This window comes from Paenibacillus sp. 4624, assembly GCF_050435065.1.
Classification (GTDB): Bacteria; Bacillota; Bacilli; order Paenibacillales; family Paenibacillaceae; genus Paenibacillus; species Paenibacillus amylolyticus_D.
The window spans coordinates 177,674-198,680 of sequence record NZ_JBNDJR010000002.1 but is presented as its reverse complement, the minus strand read 5'-3'; the positions used below and the strand labels follow the sequence as shown (position 1 = coordinate 198,680).

Here is a 21,007-nt window from a genome sequence, read left to right as displayed (position 1 = left end):
TCGATTCGAAATTTAGACACAGCCTCTTCTCACTTTGTAAAACCTTCTTGTAAAAAACTTCACCCCAGCGAAGATACCTGCATCGCTCCAGTTGCAGCCTCGGCTTATTCAAATGGCTTCCAGCCATCCTCCCCCGACAGAACGAGGGACAACGCATACTCGGCTGCTTCTTCCTCTGTCAGTATGTGAGACCAAGGCACGCGCACATCGGCACGTCCGGCTCCTGGCCCGGCACTTTTATATTCGGCGTAATTAACCGTGGTTTCCGCTTCGACCTTGTTCCAGTTATGCCAGCCTTCCTGTTTCACATGCGCACCGAGCCAGCAGTTCAGGAAACAGACTTTGGAATGATTACGCCACGGCCTGCCCAGATACACCGATTGCGGAGGGGCATTGCTGGTCAGATCACATTCCATAAACACATACCCGTAACGAATATCTTCTGGTGTAGAGGCCGCCGTAATCCAGCCATTCACATGTCCTTCCGCAACCTCCGCTTCCGTCAAGCGACTCTTCGTGAAGATCTCACAACCCTTGAACACAACCGTAGCCGAGCCAAAAATAAAGTCGATATCCCCTTCGATATAACAATCCTCGAAGTACTGTCTTAACTTCCTGCGCTCGGCACCGTCACGAGGCCCACCGAAATAACTGCGGTCCAGCGGTTGCTCAGGCAACGGTCCGGTAAAGATCGTATCCTGATGACCGATAAAACGGCATCCGCGGAACACAGCACGATCCCCATCCACATAGACTGCTAGCGCCTGTCCTACCTCGCTGCCTGGCCCAGCCGAATTCACGAAAGAGATGCCTTCCGCCTTGAAATCATCAGCCCCGATAAACGCTGTGTACGAATGGAATGTATGATACTGTGAACCGTCGGGAAATCGCTTGAGTGCATGGTCATCATAGGTGATGATCGTCTGCTCGGCGCCCTCACCAATCAGATGGATGCCCGGCTTATCCATGTGCAGCTTCTCATAATATACGCCTGCCTTCACTCGAATCGGAAGGCCGTGAGTACCATGATCCGGATGAGCATCCACCGCCGCCTGAATGGTTGTATAATCTCCTGATCCGTCAGAAGCAACCGTAATACTGGGAGCAGATGACTCCATCACGAGATCCGCTGCCGAGCGTTTCTCCGTCATGGCAAACGCTCCATTTCCAGTGCCGCCAGCAACAACGGAGCAACACCCATAAAGGAATCGCTTACAATGGCCTCGCTGACATAGTAGCCGTACGAGCCATCACGATCCAGACTCAATCCTGCACCGTGGCAGATGCCGTTCAACCGAACGCCTTCAGTGGTCTCCTCCACCAGCTTGGAGGTAAGCCCTTGCCATCCTTTTTCCGCCGCAGCTCTGAAGTGAGGTTCCAGATAATGCAAACGTACACCTTTCGCAATGGCATATACAAACATGCTTGACCCTGAAGCTTCCAAATAATTCCCTTTGCGGAACCCTTGATCCAGCACCTGGAACCATAGTCCGCTCTCCTGCTCCTGTACACGTACCAAGGCGTTACACATCCGCTCAAAGATACCAATGATCGTCCCTCGTTTCGGATGATTCAGCGGGAAATGTTCCACGCTATCCACGATGGCCATGGCATACCAGCCCATAGCTCGGCTCCAGAAGTGCGGGGAACATCCAGTCAGGGAGTCGGCCCAAATCTGCTCTTTAGATTCATCCCAGCCGTGGTATAACAGCCCGGTACGCGGATCACGCGTCTGGCGTTCAATCAGTAATATTTGATGCGCGACCTCGTCCCATAACTCGGGACGCTGAAACGTCTTCGCATATTGGGAGAGAAAAGGGGAAGACATGTACAGTCCATCCAGCCACATCTGGAACGGATAGATTTTTTTGTGCCAGAAACCACCCTCGGATGTGCGAGGCTGCCCTGCCAGTTGCGCAGCGAGCAGATGAGCCGCCTCCGCATAACGTCCATCCTTGGCATCGTCCAACAACGCAAACAGGTTCTTCCCTTGGTTAATCTGGTCCAGGTTATATTCTTCCAGAGAATACGTACCGATGGAGCCGTCTGGCTGCACATACAGATCCATATGTCTTTTCATAAAATCGATATATTCCTGCTTGCCGTATTCTTCTCCTGTTCGTGCCATAGCCATTAACGTCATACCTTCCACGTATGCCCATCGCCCTGAAGGAAATGCATGGAAACCATCCTCGTTACATTGCTGCATGATCGTAGCTGCAATTCGCTCAGACCAGGATAACTGCGTCTGTACCTGCATCGCGTTACCTCCTAGTAGTTTATATGAATTCCAATGCAATACCGTGCATCGAATCTGTGACGAGCCACTGCTCTCATTCTACGTATTCATTCTAAGCTAACTAGCTTCTATAAAGCCGGCATTACTGCCGGCACGTTGCTGTTGAATTACGCAGATTCAGCTTCGGCTGGATGACCACCGGCACATCCACCTGCTCGTCACGAATCAGGGAGACGATGAGCTCTGCCGCCTGAGCAGCCAGTTCATCCAGCGGCGGGCCAATGGTGGTCAATGCTACTTCGGCATACTGCATATCCGGCAGATCGTCATAACCGATAATCGAGATATCACGCGGCACGCTGTAGCCCGCTTCGAGCAACGCCCGAAGTGCTCCCCGTGTGACGAGGTTGTTCAAGCCGATAAATGCCGTGGGAGACTCCGCACCAAACGTATAATTCCGGATCGCGAAATACCCGTCCTCCCACGAAGAATGCGCGGGCAACACATCGTCCTCATTAAAAGTCAGTCCTGTGCGCTGCAAGGCTTCCCGATATCCCTCCAGCTTCACATGCTGTGAGTTACCGATAAATCCAATTCGGCTGTGACCGAGTGACTTCAGATGCTCCACGGCCTTGTACAGCCCCTCCTTACGATCAATCTTGATGTAAGGAGAATTCGGGGCTTCATCTGTACCGAGTACAAAACACGGCATGTTCAGGGTTGCGAACTTTTTCCAGAATACATCCCGATTGTCCAGCGCATAGTCCCACAAAATACAACCATCGACACGCAGCTGGCTGAACACGTCCACCCCGTCATCGGCAACAACCAGAATCATCTGATATCCTCGCTTCTTCAGCTCGGTATGCAGGCTACCCGATATGTTGGAGAACAATGGATTGCTCAGTTCGTCCAGCACAAAGCCGATGATATTGCTTCTGCCGGTGGAGAGCTGCCGGGCCAGCATATTTTTCCGGTATTGGTGTTTTTCCGCTACCGCGAGCACCTTCTGCTTGGTCGCCGGTTTGATCCGGGGATCATCATTCAGCGCTTTCGATACCGTGCTGTAGCTTACCCCCGCCAGTTTCGCTATATCTTTAATGGTAATCAAATTGAATCAACACCTCTCATATGCCTGAAACCTGTTTCTTATTTCTGTGCAGCTTTATAGCGATCGTATTGTGCCTGTCTGCCTGCGATCACCTGTTCAACGTTCATGCTTTTTAGTGTCTCGATGTACTTGTCGAACTGATCCAGGCTTGCATCACCGCTAATAAACTTGAAGTTCATCTCTTCAACATATGTGGTAATGTCAGGCATAGACATGCTCTCTACGCTCGCTTCATCCGGCAGAGCATACACAAACGGGAACGGTTCACGCACATATTTCTCTAATTCTTTGTCCAGCTTCGCGTGCCATGGTGCAACGATCGAATCCGCTGAATCCGTGGATTGGATGTTTGGCAAGTTAACTGGGCCAATTCCGAGCTTCTGGATATATTCATTGTCCTTACCTTTATCTGTGAATTTCTTCACGCCATTCTCTTCTGTATACGTATCATCCTTGATGCCCCAAGTGTAATATGTCTGTGCTTCGTCACTCACTGCATAATCCAGGAAGCGGAAAGCCAGTTCCGGATTTTTGCTATCCTTACTGATGCCGAAGATACCACTAACCGGTGTACGTCCGATGTAGAACTGGTCTCCGTGCGGCCCTTTTAATGGCAGAATGCCTTTGATAATTGGCTCTTCCGGCTTGTAATCCTTGAAGAGTGGGCTGTACACCATCGACATATACCAGCTGAAATTAAACGTCGCTCCGGTTACGTCTTGCGAGATCCGTGAAGTAACCTGGTCGCTTGTGGTACTCGCGTAGTCCACTCCGAGCAGACCTTCCTTGTACAGACCATTCAAGTAAGTCAGGTATTCCTTGTAGGCCGGCTCATAATAGCTGAAGTGCACTTTGCCTTGATCGTCTGCATAAAAATTGTTCGATAGGTCAAGTCCAAAGGTTGGCCCAAAGGCCATCGGCACAAACTTTGATTCCATCGACAATGGAATCTCATCGGCTTTGCCGTTGCCGTTCGGGTCTTCTGTTTTAAATTTGCGCAGCATGGCTGTGAACTCATCCAGCGTGGTTGGCTCAGATAATCCCAGCTTTTTGAGCCAACGCTCATTCACCATGAATACAGGCATGTAGTTACGCGTCAGCGTCTGCTGGGGAACATAATACATTTTACCATCTGGCGTCGTTAAACTGGCTTTCACTGATGGCGACTTTTCATATATTTTTTTGAGATTGACGCCGTACTTATCTACCAGATCATTGATTGGAATAAACAGACCGCTGTTAATATATTTCATTAATTGATCCTGATCCGGCAGGTAAACGATATCCGGGAGTCCTGTACCAGCAGCCAGTCTTGGATTGACCGCATCCGCATAATTCTGAGGAGGAATCAGATCCCAATCGACTTTTACACCTGCATTACTCTCAATTTTCTTAACGATCGCTGCAGTGGACAAATCCACGTTGGTTGTCCATGCGTTCGTTGCCAGGATGGACAGCTTCGCATCCGGTTGATCCGTTACCGGCCCAGCGCCAGTATAATTGAAGGCTTTCTCTGTACTTTCAGGTGTTTTCCCCGCATCGCTTCCTGTACCTGTTCCCCCGCTGCAACCCGCCAAACTGATCGCAAGTATCGCCGCAATTACACTTTTTCTTCCTGCCCCTTTGACTTTCATCCATCATTCCTCCTTGGTATGAACCCTTTTGAACTCCCTTGAATGACTTGCTTGAATGACTGTGGTGCTTGGTAATGCAATCTATCCTTTCACGGCTCCGAGGGTAATGCCCTTAACGAAGTACCGTTGGATAAACGGGTAGATCATCACGATCGGCAGAATGCTGACCACGATGGATACATAACGAACTTGAAGCGATGAAACCGCCAGTGCGCCGGATGTCATCGTACCGCCCATCTTCTGCATCACCTCTGGCGAAGCCATGATCAGCACCCTTCGCAGGAACATCTGGAGCGGTTGCATATCCTGTTTGCCTAGATACAGCAAGGCTGAGAAAAAATTGTTCCAGTGGAATACGGCGTAGTATAGTGTCAGCACGGCTAGTGTAGGCTTAATAATCGGAACGGCCAGACGATACAACATCGTCATCTCATTCGCTCCGTCAATACTGGCGCTTTCAAAGATTTCATTCGGAATACCTTCAAAGGCCGAACGGCAGATCATGACGTTAAACGTAATGACCAGCACAGGCAGCACCATCACCCAGCGAGTATTGTACAGACCGAGTGATGTAATCAGCATGTAGACCGGAATGAGTCCACCTGAGAAATACATGGTGAAAGCAATGAAGAAGTTCAGCTTGCGCCGCAGGAAAAACTGCTGTCTCGACAACGGGAATGCGGCAAGGCAAGTCGCCACAATGTTAAGCAGCGTACCCACAACGGTGTACCAGACCGTGTTATAGAAGGAAACCCACAGTTCCTTATATTGCAGCACCATCTTATATCCTGAGAGTGTGAACCCTACAGGCCATAGCACCACTTTCTGTTTATCGATGGCATCCACCGAACTGAAGGAAATGCTGACCACGTAAAGGAATGGATATAAGGTGACTACAACCGCCAGGATGGTCAGCAGGTAGACGAAGACATAGAATAATCGGTCACTTCTCGATTTTTGCATACAGGTTCTCCTTTGGATCAGTGTGTGTCTTACCAGAGTGACATTTTGGTCAGGCGGCGAGTCAACGTATTGGCTGCAAAAACAAGGATAAAGGTGATGATCGAGTTGAATAGTCCAATAGCTGTAGCGAAGCCATAGTTCTGACCCTCAATCCCCATACGGTACACATAAGTAGACAGCACATCTGCCGTTTCATATGTGGCTCCGTTATAGAGCAGGTATACTTTCTCGAAGCCTACGCTCATAATGCCGCCAAGCGACAGCAGCAACAGAATAACGATGGTTGGTTTGATGCTTGGCAGGGTAAGATGCCACAACTCCTGGAACTTGTTTACGCCATCGATTTTGCCGGAGTCATACATCTCAGGGTCAATTCCCATAATGGCTGCGATGTAGATGATCGAGCTGAAACCAAAGCTCTGCCAGATGTCTGAACTTGTGAAGATGGTGCGGAACCAGCTGGCATCCATCATGAAGTTTATTTTTTCCATACCGAGTCTTGCGATCAGGGTGTTGATGATACCGTCTGTTGGTGATAGGAAGTTGATAATAATGCCGGCCACCACAACGGTGGAGATAAAGTGAGGAAGATAAGTTACGGTTTGCGCAAAGCGTTTAAAGGTTCGATTCTTAATCTCTACGATGCAGACTGCAAATAGAATGGGGATGGAGAAACCGAACAGGAGTGGCAGGAAGGCAAGTAAAAAGGTATTACGCAACAGCCGCCAGAAGTAAATCGAGTTGACGAACTGCTCAAACCAGCGCAGCCCCACCCATTCGCCACTGAACATGCCTTGACCCGGTATAAAGTTGCGAAAAGCAAGCAGTACACCCGGCATGGGCAGATACATGAAGATGAGATAATACAGAAAGATTGGTGAGAACATCAGCAACAAATACTTATCCCGCCGAATCAGACTGAACAGCGTGGACATGCGTTTTTTCAACGTAAACACTCCCCTTCGTTCCAAAATTACAACGTTTGAATTTTTTAATAAAAAAAATCTCGTTTCCCATAATACATCTGATATCGGGCTAACTCCAATTTTGTAACAACCCATACTATATCGCATAATTACAAGAGAAATTGCATTTATTCGGTCTCTTTTATGCCTCAACTATGCCTTTTCAAATCTTACATCCCCCAATTACAACGTTGTAATTTTAATTTAAATGTATACGCTTTCATAAACTTTTTCTCATCTTAGCAGAGTCTTGAATGTTTAGCAACAACAAAATCAGGAATACCCTTTAATTTTTATAACACCATGCCCCGAGGAGCAAACGTGAATATTGCATGGTACCCGCATTGGAAAAAGAAAAAAGGGCAGAAATAGCGTTGCTATTCCGCCCCAACATGTATTACAACGACGTATCATAACTGATTGCGAAACTGCATCGGTGTTACACCCTTAACGCGCTGAAACGCTCTGTAGAACTGACTGACGTGTGAGAATCCCAATGCAAAGCTTATTTCCGTCACTGATTCGGTTGTATTGCGCAGACAACGAACGGCTTCCTCCACACGTAAATTCAGTAGATACTGGTACGGCGTTGAACCTGTCAGCATTTTGAACGAGCGCATAAAATGATACCTGCTCTGATGTGCTACCGCTGCCATGGAGTCGATGTCCATCGGGTTTGTGAAGTCACTGTGAATATACTCTAATACACGCTGCATATGAGGATCTATGCCCAAATTACTTCCGTTAACTCCAAGGAAATGTGGACGATTATTGCCAGAAAGCAATAGCCCCTCTGGGCTCCCGGACCATATGGAACCAGCTTCTCTTGCTGCTCTATGCGAATGCTCGGGTCCAGACAATATGCGTTCAAGATACTGCTCTACAGACAGCTCGGTTTCCTGAATGAGCAACGGGTCCGGTTCATCCTCCAGCCCAGTCACATGCCATCCTCGGAACAGTCTGCCGATCTCTGCAGGATCAAAAGCTTGGGTGATCTGTAATTCAGAATGAACTGATCTTGAACCGCGGTCTGCTAATCCTCTTGGTAGATTACGAAACTTGATGACAATGACGGCTGCGTCCGAACCGATCTCAAAAAAGTGCTCCGTCCGGGGATGGGCGATGATTCCGAATCCAGCATGTAATGTATACGTCTGTTGTTCCTGCACCAGCAAGCATTGACCTCTAATGGGCAGGGTTACCTGATACCAGTCATCATGCATATGAGGTTCATTGGCGAACCCGCCAGAAGCTTTCCATAACTCTAAACCATTGAATGTCATATTTAATTCCATCGTTTCTCACCTGCTGACATTATAGCAAATCGTGCTTAGATTCCAAGCACTTTTCACAAAGACAAGCTCTCTAGCTATCTTTTATTATGGATAAAAATATCCGAGGTGATCTATGATGGCTCAAGCCGCCGTAAACAAAATTCAACTAAACCACGCAGCGAACTGGGCCCTTGCAGGGGTGAGTTTCGCCCATCTGCTGAATGATGCCATGCAAACGGTTGTTACGTCAGCCTTCCCGCTGTTCCAACAAGCCATGCATCTCAGCTTTGCACAGATGGGCTGGATTGCCTTTGCACTAAACATTACTGCTTCGGTGCTGCAACCACTGATCGGCTATATATCCGATCGCAAACCCATGCCTATTCTGCTGCCCGGCGGCATGATATTTTCCCTGTTCGGGATTCTGGGCTTTGCCTTTTCGTCATCGTTATGGATGCTACTCATATCCGCGTCGCTGATTGGTATCGGCTCATCCATTCTTCATCCCGAATCCTCACGTGTTGCCCATCTGGCTGCCGGTCGAGGGCGCGGCATGGCACAGTCCATCTTTCAGGTTGGCGGGAATACCGGACAAGCTATTGCCCCCCTACTGGTTGCTTTTGTACTGCTTCCGCATGGTCAGTTACAATTTCTGTGGCTAATGGCCTTTGCACTTATCGGCATCCTTATCCAAGCTTCCGTCAGCCGTTGGTACAAGAATAAGCTGAACGCCTCACGCCCCCATCGGACACAGTCCGTACAGCACACGCTACATGAATCAGAAGCAACGCCTCAGCCCGTGAGTCGAAGACGAATTGTCATATCCATGAGTGTTCTCATCCTGCTGTTATTCTCGAAGTTTGTTTATATCGCAGCTATGACAGGATACTACGCCTTTTATTACACGGCTGTGCATCATCTGCCACTCTCGAAGGCACAGCTCTGCTTGTTTATCCTTCAATTCGCAGGCATGATTGGAACCTTGCTTGGCGGGCCACTCGCGGATCGTTACGGGCGCAAACCGATGATCTGGTTTTCCATTGCAGGTACCGCTCCGTTCTCACTACTGCTTCCTTATGCAGGCCCTGTCCTGTCTATGGTGCTATGCGGTATCATCGGATTAATCCTGATGTCGGGCTTCAGTGTTATTATTGTCTACGCTCAGGAATTGCTGCCGCATCACATTGGTACAGTATCTGGACTGTTCTTTGGCCTGTCATTTGGTATGGCTGGACTGGGTTCGGTTGTCATCGGTTCTCTGATCGATGTGACCAGCATTTCATTCGTCATCCGGCTGTGTTCCTTTTTGCCCCTGATCGGCGTGTGTGCTGTATTCTTGCGCAGTGATCGATCCGCTAAAGCTTAGCAAGCTATTGAACCTTCCATAACAGTTCCAATACAATAAGTTGAGAAGCGGAGGCACGATATTTATCAGAGAGAAGGGATGGTTCAATGATCATTGATATACAGCATGTGACTTGGAAAAGAGAATCCCTCACCCTGCTGAACGATGTCAGCTGGCGTGTAAACAAAGGCGAACATTGGGCGCTGCTTGGCCTGAACGGCTCTGGCAAAACAACGCTCCTCAATATGATTACCGGCTACCTGTGGCCTACGGAAGGCAACATCTCGGTACTCGGTCATGAATATGGCAGTGTAGACCTGAGGGAGCTTCGGAAGTCGATCGGTTGGGTGAGCTCCTCCTTGCAAGAGAAACTATACGCTTCTGACCGCACCCAATATGTCGTGATTAGTGGGAAACACGCTACGATCGGTCTGTACGACAAACTAGCGGACGAAGATTTGAATCAGGCAATGCACTGGATGCAAACGCTGGGTTGCCAGCATCTGTGGGATCGTGAGTATCGCACTTGCTCGCAGGGGGAGAAGCAGAAATTGCTCATTGCCCGTGCCCTGATGGCGAATCCACAGCTGCTCATTTTGGATGAGCCTTGTAATGGGCTTGATCTATTTTCCAGAGAGCGTCTACTGGACAGCATCAGTGAACTGACAGCACGTTCAGACTCACCTTCGCTGATCTATGTAACGCATCATACCGAGGAAATTTTGCCCGTCTTCAGGCACAGCCTTTTGCTCCGTCGGGGTGAAGTTTTTGGGTGTGGATTAACCGCTGATCTCATGACACAGGGCGTATTAAGTGATTTCTTTGAAGCCCAAGTAGAAATAGATCAGCATGGTGAACGAGTTTATGTACGGGCAGCAGCATCTAAAGGTTAGAATTATCTGTATCCAAAAGGAACAGAGTGAGGCGGAATAAACAGCAAAGCCCAAATACTTATCCACATGTGGATAGTTTTTGGGCTTTCTACTCCTATATATTGTGTTATCCACGGTTTTCTGTGTAAAACTTTCGCCAATCTGAGTATAACTTCGCTTCTAAGTTTGCCTCTTCCTTAGCCTACTTCCGTGCGGAGAGAAACAGAAAAAGCGGAATACGCCGTCTGCGCTGATACGTCTCTTCATTGACGAATTCTGAACGCTTAGGTGCTGATTCACGCAATTGCTCCACTTGGAATCCAGCTTCCTGCAGGGCCATGTAATACGATTCAATGGTACGGTGCATTTTTTGGACGGAACCGCCAAGCCACTGCTGCTCCCGATATCCCTCGACGAAGTATTGATCTACGATCCAATTGGTTCGTGTTCCGGAGGGTTGCAGCGTTGAAGTAATCACCGGATGTTCTACCGAGAAAACAAAGGTTCCGTCCTTTTTAAGCGAACCATATACTTTGCGAAACAGGCTTTCGACATCCTCGATGTAGTGGATCGCCAGTCTTGAAATGGCAAGGTCGTATGAATTTACAGGATACGTCCACTCTTCGAGATAAGATTGCTCAATCCGGGCATTCAATCCCTGAACGGATATGCGGGCAGCCCGAACCATATTCGTTGAACCTTCGATACCTGTATAAGCCAAGCCGTTATACTTCTCGCCGAGCAGTTCTACAGCAAATTTTGCGTCTCCACAGCCGAGATAGAGAATATTTTTACCAGTAACATCCCCGATCATCTCCAGCATAACCGGTCTCTCCAACGTATCATTGGCGTTATCCTGGCCTTGCCGACGTTCCATATACGTCTCAAATACCGCGTCATTATCGTAAAAGTCAGAACCTCTTTCACTCATACCTGCACAGACCTCCATTCTATGAGTTACACACTAGTGTAGTTCACCCTGCACTCACTATAATCTGTAAAAGTATACCGGATTCAGGCAACCTTCACCATAATAAATAAGCTGCTTGCCGGAGCTTACTCCGCAAACAGCCTTCTTTGGTTTGAATTTTTGATCCCTAGCCAAATCGCTCGGTTTTGTACCATTTGTTCTCGCGTTTACGAATCTTGTCCATCAGCAAATTGTAGAAGGCCCGGATTGAGATCAGAATGAACAGCTGCGCATAAGTGAAATACGATACGCACGCATAGATAAAGTTACGGGTGTTGCTCTGCCCGATATCCGCCGCCAGTGCCAGATTGATCTGAAGCACATAGATAAAATACATCAGCGCCCAACCAATGACCAGATAGACGTAGGCATCCCCGGCAAACTGGAATGGAGAAATGGCCTCCGGTTTGAATATTGCAATAACCTGATAAACAAGGTTCACCACAAATATGATGTCCGACACAATAATGGCCAGCATAAACCAGAAGTAACTGACCGCGTAGTAGAGAACAAGCAATTTATTGCGCCAGCTGGAACGGTTGAACAGGTTATGAATGTTATCCAGAACTACCTGGTAATTCCCCTTGGCCCAGCGTTCACGCTGTTTCATATATACACCAAGCTGTTCTGGCTCCTGCTGATACGCTTCCGCTTGCGGCGCAAGGGCAACCAACTGCCCTCGGTTCATAATTTCAAACGACAATGCCGTATCTTCCGTAATGGCTGTCACATCCCAGCCGCCGATTTCCCGGATTAGGCTTGTCTTAATAATATAATTCGTGCCCGGAATTGTCCCCAGCTTGAAGAGCTCCCACAGCCCGGTGTGGTAGACACGCTGAGACGTTATAATTTCGAGATTAATACACTTGGAGAGGAAGTTTTGCCCACGGTTACGTGCTTTGTTTCGGCCGAACACGACCCCGTACTGTTCGGGATTCTCCAGTGATTTTTGCGCGAGAAACATCAGTGAATTTCGCTCCGGTGCAGCGTCTGCATCAAATATACAGATCCATTCTCCGGTGGCCAGTTCCAGTCCGTCGTTCAGCGCACCGGACTTGCCACCCGTACCTTTGCGTTCAAGTACAGTGACGTTACGGTGCACATAACTGGTCTGTCCAAGGAACGATTTTAGCCGATCAGCTGTGTCATCCGTACAATTATCTGCAATGACAATCACCTGCAGCTTATCCTCCGGATAGTTCAGTCGCAAGATATGCTCCACCGTTGCCACGATGACCAAACCCTCGTTATGAGCAGGTACCATAACCGTGACGGTCGGGTAATGATCCATATTCTCCGGAATCTGAATGCCCTTCTTCTCCTGTTTGTGGATAAAACGAATAGCCCCAGCCATAATAACGATCGATTCGAACACAGCGATCCAAATACTGAATATCGACAAGATCAGAATGAAATCAGCCATCCGTTTTCCTCCGATCATACCTTCGAATTACTCTTGAGCGAAATCGGAGCGTGGCAATCGTTAATCCGATGGTAAACACCACAAAAATACAACTGACGGCAATACAGATCGGGATAAACCAGGACATATAATCCATCCGCCTCGCTCCTTTCGGTTAAATATATTCCCCGATTAAATCTGTTTCCGTGTTTCGCTCCAGCGCGGCAAGGACAGCGTCCAGATTGTCATACTTGCTGAATTGTTCCTTCTGAAAAACCAGTGCACCTGATTTGATGATGGTCTGGAGTTGGTTCCCTTTTTTATCGAGCACATCCAAATCCATAATATTTTTTTTTATTCTTCGGGTTAACATAGGTAGGTAATCCACATTGACCATCGGACACAAAATGACAAATCGACCACGGTCTACGAAAAACTTGTGATCCTCGTATCTAATCTGCTTCTGTATTGTCTGTGAGATCTCAAGCAGAAATTGGGAATACCGAACTGAACCAAGTGACTCCTGCACAAGCGGCAGAAATTCAATCTTAAACATGGCGATGCTGAATCCATAGCAGTCTGCATAACGTCTGGCAAGGTTGCTCTGTTTCACCAATGTATCTCCAAGCGCTTCCTTATTACCCAGCGTTGTATCCAGATCGACCTCTGGATTGTGATCCTTCATCTGCTCCAGACGTTCAATAACCCTTGCACTTCGCACAAGTCTTCTTTTGATATAAGCAGCAATTGCCGTGTTTGCCGGAATAAGCAGCCACCAGGAAAACACGAGCGCATTGGGCTCTGCAAAAGTCACGAGCCACACAAAATAAGTGACCAAATAAACAAATATCATCACGACGGATACACCAACAGGAAGCAGAAGTCCCACGGCTAGCGCCCCTAGTGACGCTATGCTAAATACTACATCCAGCTTGGTATAACTTTGATTCATGTACAAGTGGAGATATACAAAGAACTGCTGTACGATGGCGAGACTAATCAAGATTGCGTAACCCCAGGCAAGACGCTGGGTAGGTGCGTTATTTCTCATAGTCCTCCTTCTCTGCATCTGCATCGAATTTCAGAATGGCTCGGTGCCAACACCTCTTTTTATTAACTGCAAAATTCAACAAAATTCGACAATTAAAGACAATAATATGGTAACATGCAACCTCGGATTATATAAATAAAAATTTACTTTTTAAGAAAATTATACAAATATGTTTCACCCAGTAACGGGAACAAGTTATCAAACAGGTGGGTGTTTCCATCAAATACATAACCGCCCGGATATCGTTTGTCCTGCCCTCGCAGTGCGATCATATGTTGATACAGCTGCTTTGCCCAATTTGGATCACCTGAGCGAACAGCAAGCAGGATGGATAAGCCATACACCGATGCCGATTCATAATCTACGGCTGGGGCTTGTGTTCTACGATCATACTGTCCGGGGAGCTTGCCCCGAGTGCCGAACTCTTTTTTGAGAAAAGCAATCAGCTTGTCGGGTTTACGCCCCATCTCCATCACATGATTGGCAACGATGAGCTGATCGATCAGATTGACTTTGTCATCATAGGTGTAAGCCTTGGTATTTACATTCATGCTTTTCGGATAGAATAATCCATCGTCAGGCATTTTATGCAGTACATCCTCGTACCTGCTGTAAGCGTCCGGCTCCAGCATCCGATGGTCTCTCATCGCTTGCAAGGCGAGCAAATCCACATAGACCAAACTTAAGGTATCCGTGGAATGTCCACTTTTGAAATCATAAAAATCAACCATGTAGCCCTGCTGCTCGGTTCGCTGTGTTAACGTTCGGGAAAGAGCCGATGCGGTTGCCAGTTTGTCTGCCCTGCCTCGTTCCCACCTGTCTGCCGCTTGCAACAGAGCCCCCATAATCCGTAGATCGTCACCCAGCGCGTTGGTTGCCACATGGGCTTTCCCCTCAAAATCAAGCTTCCAGGCGATGTATATGTCGGGCCTGATCACATAGTATTTCTGGAGCTGTTTGTAGGCCTGCTCGAACATAACTTCGTTATCACTTGCCAAAGCATACTGCATCCACAATCCAAGCGACTCCGACAGTGCCTCTCGGCCAGCAACGATGTCCGCCCTCTCCGAAGCCGCTTCCTGCAAATAGGTTGCAAGTGTGCCATTCGGATTCGTCATATGTTCCTCTACAAAGGCCACTGTTGGCGATACCTTCTCCATCACAAACCGCTCCCTCCATAGCAGTACAATCGCAACAGATACAACAACCGCAAGTAATATGTACCATGACCGCTTTTTCTGGAAAATAAACTTCACACCATTCCTCCTGACGGGAATATATGACGGAGCAACTGGGCCACTTCTTATACTTTTGGAAGCAGGCCTTATCCACAGTGTGCGCTTAATCATGGTTATCCATGTATGGGCGGCGACCGCCCTTTTTAACAAATTTCCAATCGACCTCAATGTTATGTCTCATCTTTCGTAGCAGTTGGATCGCTGTCTGAATCTCTTCCTGTGTCAGACCGTTCAACGTTACCTGATCCGAATGCACACCTTCTTTGCGAATAAACTGCCAAGCTTCGAGTCCTGCCTCCGTTGGATACAGCACCTTATTCTTCTTATTACCCAATGCTGGCTGTTTGACAATGAATCCGTCGGATTCCAGTTTGCTAATTGCCCGCGCTGCCGTTGTACGATCTACCTTGATCAGTTCAGCCAGCTGGTTCGGAATGATGCCAGGGTTCTCGCAAATACGGTACAAATACAAATATTGCCCTCGGGACAAGTTCAGATGCTGAAATTCCACATTGCTGATGGAATCCAGACAGCGGGCGATCATGCCAATCTCGCGTAACACTTCCCTTGGCTCGTTCAGTTCTTGCGGTTTCTGTAATTCGTCGTTCGGCTGATTCGGTTCTTTGGCTACGTTAGGTTCTTTCGGTTCAGTCACAGAGTTCACACTCCTATAAAATTGTTGCATTCGCAACATAATTAATGATATAACTACACTAGATTAGTGTATCACTTTCAGTTCCATTCCGATATTCCATCCGACTAGTTAAAGGAGAACGATTCATGAATATATCTGTTGTTGAAGCGAACACTCAAGAACTGCTTGATGCGTGCTTTGCCATTCGTATGGCCATTTTTGTGGAGGAGCAAGGCGTACCTGCAGCCGATGAATTCGATGCATTTGATGCGCTAGGGACAGAAGCACGCCATATTCTGCTCTATGTGGATGGTGTACCTGCAGCTTCCTCCAGACTACGCATTGTGGAGCAAGTTGCCAAGCTGGAACGCATCTGCGTGATGCTCGATTACCGCAAACATGGTCTAGGCCGTGTATTAATTAACAAGCTGGAGGAGATGGCCAAAGAGGACGGATTAGAGAAAGCCAAGCTGCACGCACAGGTTCAAGCCTCCGGTTTCTATGAACGTCTTGGCTATGCCCCTGCTTCTGAAGTATTCATGGAGGATGGTATCCCCCATCTGCTGATGACAAAAAAGCTGAATTAAGATACATATCACTCAGCTCGAAATTAGCCTGTAACTCAAACAAACGCCTCTATCTTCACTTCATAGTGAATACATAGAGGCGTTTGTTGTGTTTCTTAAATTCAGATAGTCATCCCTGATTTGCGTGCTTTATCCCATAGCCAGACGGCTGGCATCTGGTGTTGCGGCTGTTTTTCCAGCTGCTTTAGCTTCCGCATTTTTCATCTGCTTGCTACGCAGCTGTCCGCAGGCCGCATCGATGTCTGTACCATGCTCCATACGTACCGTGGAGTTGATGTTGTTCTTCTTCAGCGTATCGTAGAATCCCAGAATGCTCTCTTCCGTACTGCGCTGGTACTGGCTATGCTCATCCACTGGATTGTATGGAATCAGATTCACGCTGACCATGCTCTTGCGGCTGGACAACAGTTCAGCCAGTTCCGCAGCGTGCTCGCGCTGATCGTTCACATCCCGAAGCAAAATGTATTCGAACATAATGCGTTTATTTGTTTTCTCCAGATAATAATCCACCGCATCCATCAATTGTTCAATCGGGAATGCCCGGTTGATCTTCATGATATGTGTACGCAGCTCATTATTCGGCGCATGCAGGGAGATCGCAAGGTTCACCTGCAGACTGCTGTCTGCAAACTCCTTGATTTTATCCGGCAATCCGCTTGTGGACACCGTGATTCGCTTCGCTGCGAGGGCTAACCCTTTGCGATCCTTGATTACTTCAATAAAATTGCTCATATGCTCAAAGTTATCAAACGGTTCGCCAATGCCCATTACCACAACGTTGGTGACCCGCTCGCCTTGACCCGCTGCGTCCAGATGCCGCTGTACATGCATGATCTGTTCTACAATCTCTCCTGCGGAGAGATCTCGGCTCTTCTTGATCAGCCCGCTGGCGCAGAAACTGCAGCCGATATTACATCCGACCTGTGTCGTGACACAGACGGTCAAGCCATACTTTTGCCGCATGAGCACCGTCTCGATGAGGTTGCCATCTTGCAAACGGAGCAAGAATTTCACCGTGCCGTCCGCCGACTCCTGCTTCACATGTTCACTCAGTGAATTCATCGTGAAATGCTGAGTGAGCACATCCAAACATTCCTGACGAACATCGGACATGCCGTTAAAATCATGCACCCGCTCTTGGTATAACCACTCCCAGATGCGGGATGCGCGTGATTTTTTCTGCCCATGCTCGGGCAGCCAAGTACGTAATTGCTCTAATGTTAATCCATATATGGATGATTTAATCATGGTATAAACCTCTTTTCGCAGAAAGCATATGGCTCATCGGTCGTCTTACCCAAAAAACCTCTACTCTGTATTGTCCCAAAATTAAGAAGGGAACACAAGGGCTTTTGCATTTCTTCCAAGAGGTTTTATGCTTGGTAAATCTGCGCAGGCGGCCTAAAAGTGAATAATGCCAGACGTATGCAGCAGCACGAGCAGAACCAGAATAGGTGCAACATAACGAAGCATGAACAACCAGATGCGGAACCAGCCGGAGCTTAGACCAGCTGCCTCCGCAGCCGTTTTCCAAAAGTATCCCGCAAAGATCGTAACCAATAACCCGCCTACAGGAAGCAAGATGTTGGACGCCACAAAATCCATCCAGTCGAATACACTCTTCGATCCGATCTTCCACTCCGGGAACAGTCCGAGCGACAGAACGGAAGGCAGTCCTACGATGAAGACAGCGAGAGAGATGCTCCATACGGCACGATTACGACTCCATGCAAAACGCTCCATGAAATATTTAACGGGAACCTCCAGCAGTGATACTGATGATGTTAACGCCGCAATTGCCAGAATTATAAAGAATAATCCAGCGAACAGGAAACCAAGCGGCATCGCCGAAAATGCTGCAGGCAGTGCGATGAAAATCAGGGACGGTCCCTGGTCAGGTGCGATGCCAAAAGAGAACGTCGTTGGGAAGATAATCAGACCCGCGATAAAGGCATACAGCAAGTCACCTGCACCAACTGCAACTGTTGCCGCGCCAAGGGACTGGCTTTTGTCCACATATGAACCGTACGTTACGAGAATACCCATACCTAGTGACAGCGAGAAGAAAGCATGTCCGAGCGCAACCAATGCCGACTCCGTTGTAAGCTGGGAGAAGTCTGGATTCAGGAAAAAGGAAACCCCCGCGCCTGACCCCGGCAGGGTAACTGCACGAATCATCAGCACAATTAACAGAACCAGCATCGCTGGAATCAAAATTTTGTTAAACTTCTCAATCCCGTTCGATACACCCTTCGCTACAATCCAGCCAGTAATCAGAACGGATACCAATTGCCATACAATCGGCATATAGCCTCCGACGAAACTGCTGAATTGTCCGGCATAATCCGAATTGTTAAACAACGTGCCGCTGAACGAAGTTACGGCATATTGCAATGTCCAGCCTGCGATGATGACGTAGAAGGACAGAATAATAAACGGTGTTAATACTTGCAGTAAACCAGCTGCCAGCCAGCCTTTATGCCCGCCCGCTTTGATAAAAGCAGTCGCTGCGCTCCCCCGCCCACTGCGTCCAATAGCCAGTTCGGCAAGCAATACAGGCAAGCCGATCAGCAAGAGACAGACAATAAAGAGCAGGAAAAAAGCCGCCCCCCCATTTTCGCCCGTAATATAAGGAAATTTCCACATGTTACCGAGACCCACGGAACTACCGATTGCCGCCAAAATAAAACCGGCACGCGAGAAGCGTTCCCCTTTGCCAGCGTTGTTCGGGTCTAGATCAGACTTACTCAAATTCATTGTATCTACTCCATCACTTTAAAGTTTTCCCGTAATTATATACTAGTCCGCGTGTCAGGTCATGCAAAAATCAGTATTTGTCGAAAATTCACCAAATTGGAGATGATTTCAGGATGTATTCAGTATGGGAAAATAACCTGAAGCTTAACCATACCCATCAACAATTAACCCTGAGTTAACTTGGAAAAACAAAAAAAGGAGATGTTCCAGACAGCTCTTCGCGCAGCCTCTGAAACTTCTCCTCTTTTAAAGAAATTCTATATATCGCAGGGTGATATCTCCGCATATGTTTACTATTTTTACTTTACGCTGACTATACTTTGATCTCCAGCAATTCGTATTTGATGACGCCCATCGGAGCATTGACATGAATCACACTGCCCACTTCTTTGCCCATCAACTCTTTGCCCAGTGGACTCTCATACGAAATTTTGTTGTTCGATACATCCGCTTCCGCTGGACCGACCAGTTGATATTCGATCTTTTCAGCAAATTCAAGGTCGTTCAACAGTACTGTCGAGCCAATGCTTACCTGGTTGGAATCGATATTGTCTGCGCTGATGACTCTTGCTTTGGTCAACATCTTCTCCAGAATCAGTATGCGGGTCTCCATAAATGCTTGATCATCTTTGGCTGAATGATACTCACTGTTCTCCTTCAGGTCCCCGTAACTGATCGCAAGCTTCAAACGTTCTGCCAGTTCCTTGCGTTTCACCGTTTTCAGTTCCTTCAGTTCTTCCTCCAGCTTTTCCAAGCCTTCCTGTGTCAAAATCACTTCATCATTAGCCATGTTTTCCATCTCCTAATCCTGCTATCTATCTCTATTCTAACCTATTTCCACTCCAAACGGTTAACATACCCCGGAAAAAGAAACCAAACTCCCATATATCGAAATAACTCCACACTGGGAATATGATGTGCGTACCTTATAACTCCTATACTTTATGATCAGTTGATATTGTACCGGTACAATTAGAGTAAACACATGTGTGCATTTCAGATGTTCACTTATACAATGAGTTCAGGGCAGCAACATTCAAGACAATGACCTGCAGCCCATCATATGACTTGAGGTGATCGAGATGAATGTTACATTGACTCCAGCTGAAATAAACGCTTATCTGAAACGGATAGGCTTGGATACGATCAAGAAACCGACTTTAGAATTCCTTGCCGAACTGCAACAGGCACATATCCACCATTTATCTTGGCAAACGGTCGATATTTTTGCAGGTAGACCTGCGGGCATCGATCTGCAAGAATCCGTGCAACTTATTCTACAAGGACGCAGCGGTTACTGTTTCCATTTGAATGGCGCATTCAGTGTTTTACTTCATTCTCTTGGATATACATTGCATTGGCACCGGGCAGGCGTTCAGCCGCATGGAGAACAGCCGCGTGTGAACTCGTTCCATCTCGGTCTGTCTGTCTCTTTGCCAGATGCGTACCCGAATGTGGAGCGTTGGATTGTAGATGTCGGTCTGGGGGGTATGCCTTTTGAACCTCTCCCTCTTCGTTACGGAACCTATGGACCTGCGCCGTTTACTTATACATTAATGCCTTCTTCCGTTGTTCTCGGAGGATGGAGGCTTGAATACGAGCCTAACGGACCAAGTAAGGGAGTCGATTATGATCCCGAGGAGCTTACCCGCTTGGAAGAGTTTATTCCCAAGCATGAATTCTACAGCCAATCCGTGGATTCGCCCTGGCATAATGCATTTTTGCTCCGTCAGAGAGATACCAGCCACAGCTATGAGCTCAGGGGATGCATGCTTCGCACGCATGGGATCGAAGGCATTAGCAAGACGGAAATTCAAACCTACAATGAGTGGAAAGACGTACTAACCAAGCTTTTCTATGAACCGTTAGTGAATTATACGGAACAAGAACGTAGGGAGATGTGGGATCGAATACAGATTGCGCATGAAGAATGGAAAAAAACACAACTAGCCTGATCCACTGGGG

At 47.7% G+C, this 21,007-nt stretch carries 20 protein-coding genes; 4 read left to right on the top strand and 16 right to left on the bottom strand.

Features of this window, described 5'->3' with window-relative positions; translation table 11 throughout:
• Positions 1 to 104: 104 nt before the first annotated feature.
• The 7 genes from ABIE27_RS05295 to ABIE27_RS05265 form a co-directional block, all read right to left on the bottom strand.
• The gene (locus ABIE27_RS05295; protein ID WP_123063959.1) at positions 105 to 1,151 is read right to left on the bottom strand and encodes a pectinesterase family protein; all 1,047 of its coding nucleotides are present in this window, start codon (positions 1,149 to 1,151) and stop codon (positions 105 to 107) included.
• Entirely contained in the window at positions 1,148 to 2,260 is a 1,113-nt protein-coding gene (locus ABIE27_RS05290; RefSeq protein WP_123063958.1) for a glycoside hydrolase family 88/105 protein, read from the bottom strand. The genes ABIE27_RS05295 and ABIE27_RS05290 overlap by 4 nt, the downstream gene beginning before the upstream one ends.
• A 121-nt stretch (positions 2,261 to 2,381) precedes the next feature.
• Positions 2,382 to 3,350, bottom strand: coding sequence for a LacI family DNA-binding transcriptional regulator (locus ABIE27_RS05285; RefSeq protein WP_429350052.1), 969 nt, complete (start codon positions 3,348 to 3,350; stop codon positions 2,382 to 2,384).
• Positions 3,351 to 3,388: 38 nt separating this feature from the next.
• Positions 3,389 to 4,984: an extracellular solute-binding protein gene (locus tag ABIE27_RS05280; protein ID WP_429350051.1), complete on the bottom strand. Its 1,596-nt coding sequence runs from the start codon at positions 4,982 to 4,984 to the stop codon at positions 3,389 to 3,391.
• An 81-nt stretch (positions 4,985 to 5,065) separates the two neighbouring features.
• Positions 5,066 to 5,947, bottom strand: a complete 882-nt coding sequence (locus ABIE27_RS05275) for a carbohydrate ABC transporter permease (protein ID WP_090921438.1) — start codon at positions 5,945 to 5,947, stop codon at positions 5,066 to 5,068.
• A 29-nt stretch (positions 5,948 to 5,976) separates the two neighbouring features.
• On the bottom strand, positions 5,977 to 6,894 hold the full coding sequence (locus tag ABIE27_RS05270) for an ABC transporter permease (protein ID WP_418792713.1): 918 nt from the start codon (positions 6,892 to 6,894) through the stop codon (positions 5,977 to 5,979).
• A gap of 428 nt (positions 6,895 to 7,322) precedes the next feature.
• Entirely contained in the window at positions 7,323 to 8,207 is an 885-nt protein-coding gene (locus tag ABIE27_RS05265; protein WP_123063955.1) for an AraC family transcriptional regulator, read from the bottom strand.
• 115 nt (positions 8,208 to 8,322) lie between these two features.
• On the opposite strand from ABIE27_RS05265, the gene ABIE27_RS05260 reads away from it, so the two are divergent.
• Positions 8,323 to 9,552, top strand: a complete 1,230-nt coding sequence (locus ABIE27_RS05260; protein ID WP_429350050.1) for an MFS transporter — start codon at positions 8,323 to 8,325, stop codon at positions 9,550 to 9,552.
• A gap of 86 nt (positions 9,553 to 9,638) precedes the next feature.
• Positions 9,639 to 10,424, top strand: coding sequence for an ABC transporter ATP-binding protein (locus ABIE27_RS05255; RefSeq protein WP_429350049.1), 786 nt, complete (start codon positions 9,639 to 9,641; stop codon positions 10,422 to 10,424).
• Positions 10,425 to 10,605: 181 nt separating this feature from the next.
• On the opposite strand, the gene ABIE27_RS05250 is transcribed toward ABIE27_RS05255, so the two are convergent.
• The 6 genes from ABIE27_RS05250 to ABIE27_RS05225 all read right to left on the bottom strand — a co-directional run bounded on the left by ABIE27_RS05250 (position 10,606) and on the right by ABIE27_RS05225 (position 15,608).
• The gene (locus ABIE27_RS05250; protein WP_429350048.1) at positions 10,606 to 11,334 is read right to left on the bottom strand and encodes a class I SAM-dependent methyltransferase; all 729 of its coding nucleotides are present in this window, start codon (positions 11,332 to 11,334) and stop codon (positions 10,606 to 10,608) included.
• Between the two features lie 166 nt (positions 11,335 to 11,500).
• A complete protein-coding gene (locus tag ABIE27_RS05245) occupies positions 11,501 to 12,796 on the bottom strand; it encodes a glycosyltransferase family 2 protein (protein ID WP_429350047.1) in 1,296 nt (431 codons plus the stop codon).
• On the bottom strand, positions 12,789 to 12,932 hold the full coding sequence (locus ABIE27_RS05240) for a hypothetical protein (RefSeq protein WP_167375743.1): 144 nt from the start codon (positions 12,930 to 12,932) through the stop codon (positions 12,789 to 12,791). Before ABIE27_RS05240 ends, ABIE27_RS05245 begins: the two co-directional genes overlap by 8 nt.
• An 18-nt stretch (positions 12,933 to 12,950) precedes the next feature.
• Positions 12,951 to 13,826, bottom strand: coding sequence for a diguanylate cyclase domain-containing protein (locus tag ABIE27_RS05235; RefSeq protein ID WP_123063950.1), 876 nt, complete (start codon positions 13,824 to 13,826; stop codon positions 12,951 to 12,953).
• A gap of 143 nt (positions 13,827 to 13,969) precedes the next feature.
• Entirely contained in the window at positions 13,970 to 15,082 is a 1,113-nt protein-coding gene (locus ABIE27_RS05230; protein WP_429350046.1) for a glycosyl hydrolase, read from the bottom strand.
• An 85-nt stretch (positions 15,083 to 15,167) separates the two neighbouring features.
• Positions 15,168 to 15,608, bottom strand: coding sequence for a MarR family winged helix-turn-helix transcriptional regulator (locus tag ABIE27_RS05225; protein WP_123064170.1), 441 nt, complete (start codon positions 15,606 to 15,608; stop codon positions 15,168 to 15,170).
• Positions 15,609 to 15,844: 236 nt separating this feature from the next.
• Here ABIE27_RS05225 and ABIE27_RS05220 point away from each other — a divergent pair, with 236 nt between their 5' ends.
• Complete coding sequence (locus ABIE27_RS05220; protein ID WP_123063948.1) at positions 15,845 to 16,285, top strand: GNAT family N-acetyltransferase; 441 nt, start codon at positions 15,845 to 15,847, stop codon at positions 16,283 to 16,285.
• A 129-nt stretch (positions 16,286 to 16,414) separates the two neighbouring features.
• On the opposite strand, the gene rlmN is transcribed toward ABIE27_RS05220, so the two are convergent.
• The 3 genes from rlmN to greA all read right to left on the bottom strand — a co-directional run bounded on the left by rlmN (position 16,415) and on the right by greA (position 19,832).
• A complete protein-coding gene (rlmN, locus tag ABIE27_RS05215; RefSeq protein ID WP_123063947.1) occupies positions 16,415 to 17,533 on the bottom strand; it encodes a 23S rRNA (adenine(2503)-C(2))-methyltransferase RlmN in 1,119 nt (372 codons plus the stop codon).
• A 153-nt stretch (positions 17,534 to 17,686) separates the two neighbouring features.
• Positions 17,687 to 19,042: a sodium-dependent transporter gene (locus ABIE27_RS05210; protein ID WP_123063946.1), complete on the bottom strand. Its 1,356-nt coding sequence runs from the start codon at positions 19,040 to 19,042 to the stop codon at positions 17,687 to 17,689.
• A gap of 313 nt (positions 19,043 to 19,355) precedes the next feature.
• Positions 19,356 to 19,832 carry a transcription elongation factor GreA gene (gene greA, locus ABIE27_RS05205; RefSeq protein WP_123063945.1) on the bottom strand — a complete coding sequence of 159 codons (477 nt, stop codon included), beginning with the start codon at positions 19,830 to 19,832 and terminating at the stop codon, positions 19,356 to 19,358.
• A 292-nt stretch (positions 19,833 to 20,124) separates the two neighbouring features.
• Between greA and ABIE27_RS05200 the strand changes: the two genes are divergently transcribed.
• Positions 20,125 to 20,997, top strand: a complete 873-nt coding sequence (locus tag ABIE27_RS05200) for an arylamine N-acetyltransferase family protein (RefSeq protein ID WP_429350045.1) — start codon at positions 20,125 to 20,127, stop codon at positions 20,995 to 20,997.
• Positions 20,998 to 21,007: the final 10 nt, after the last annotated feature.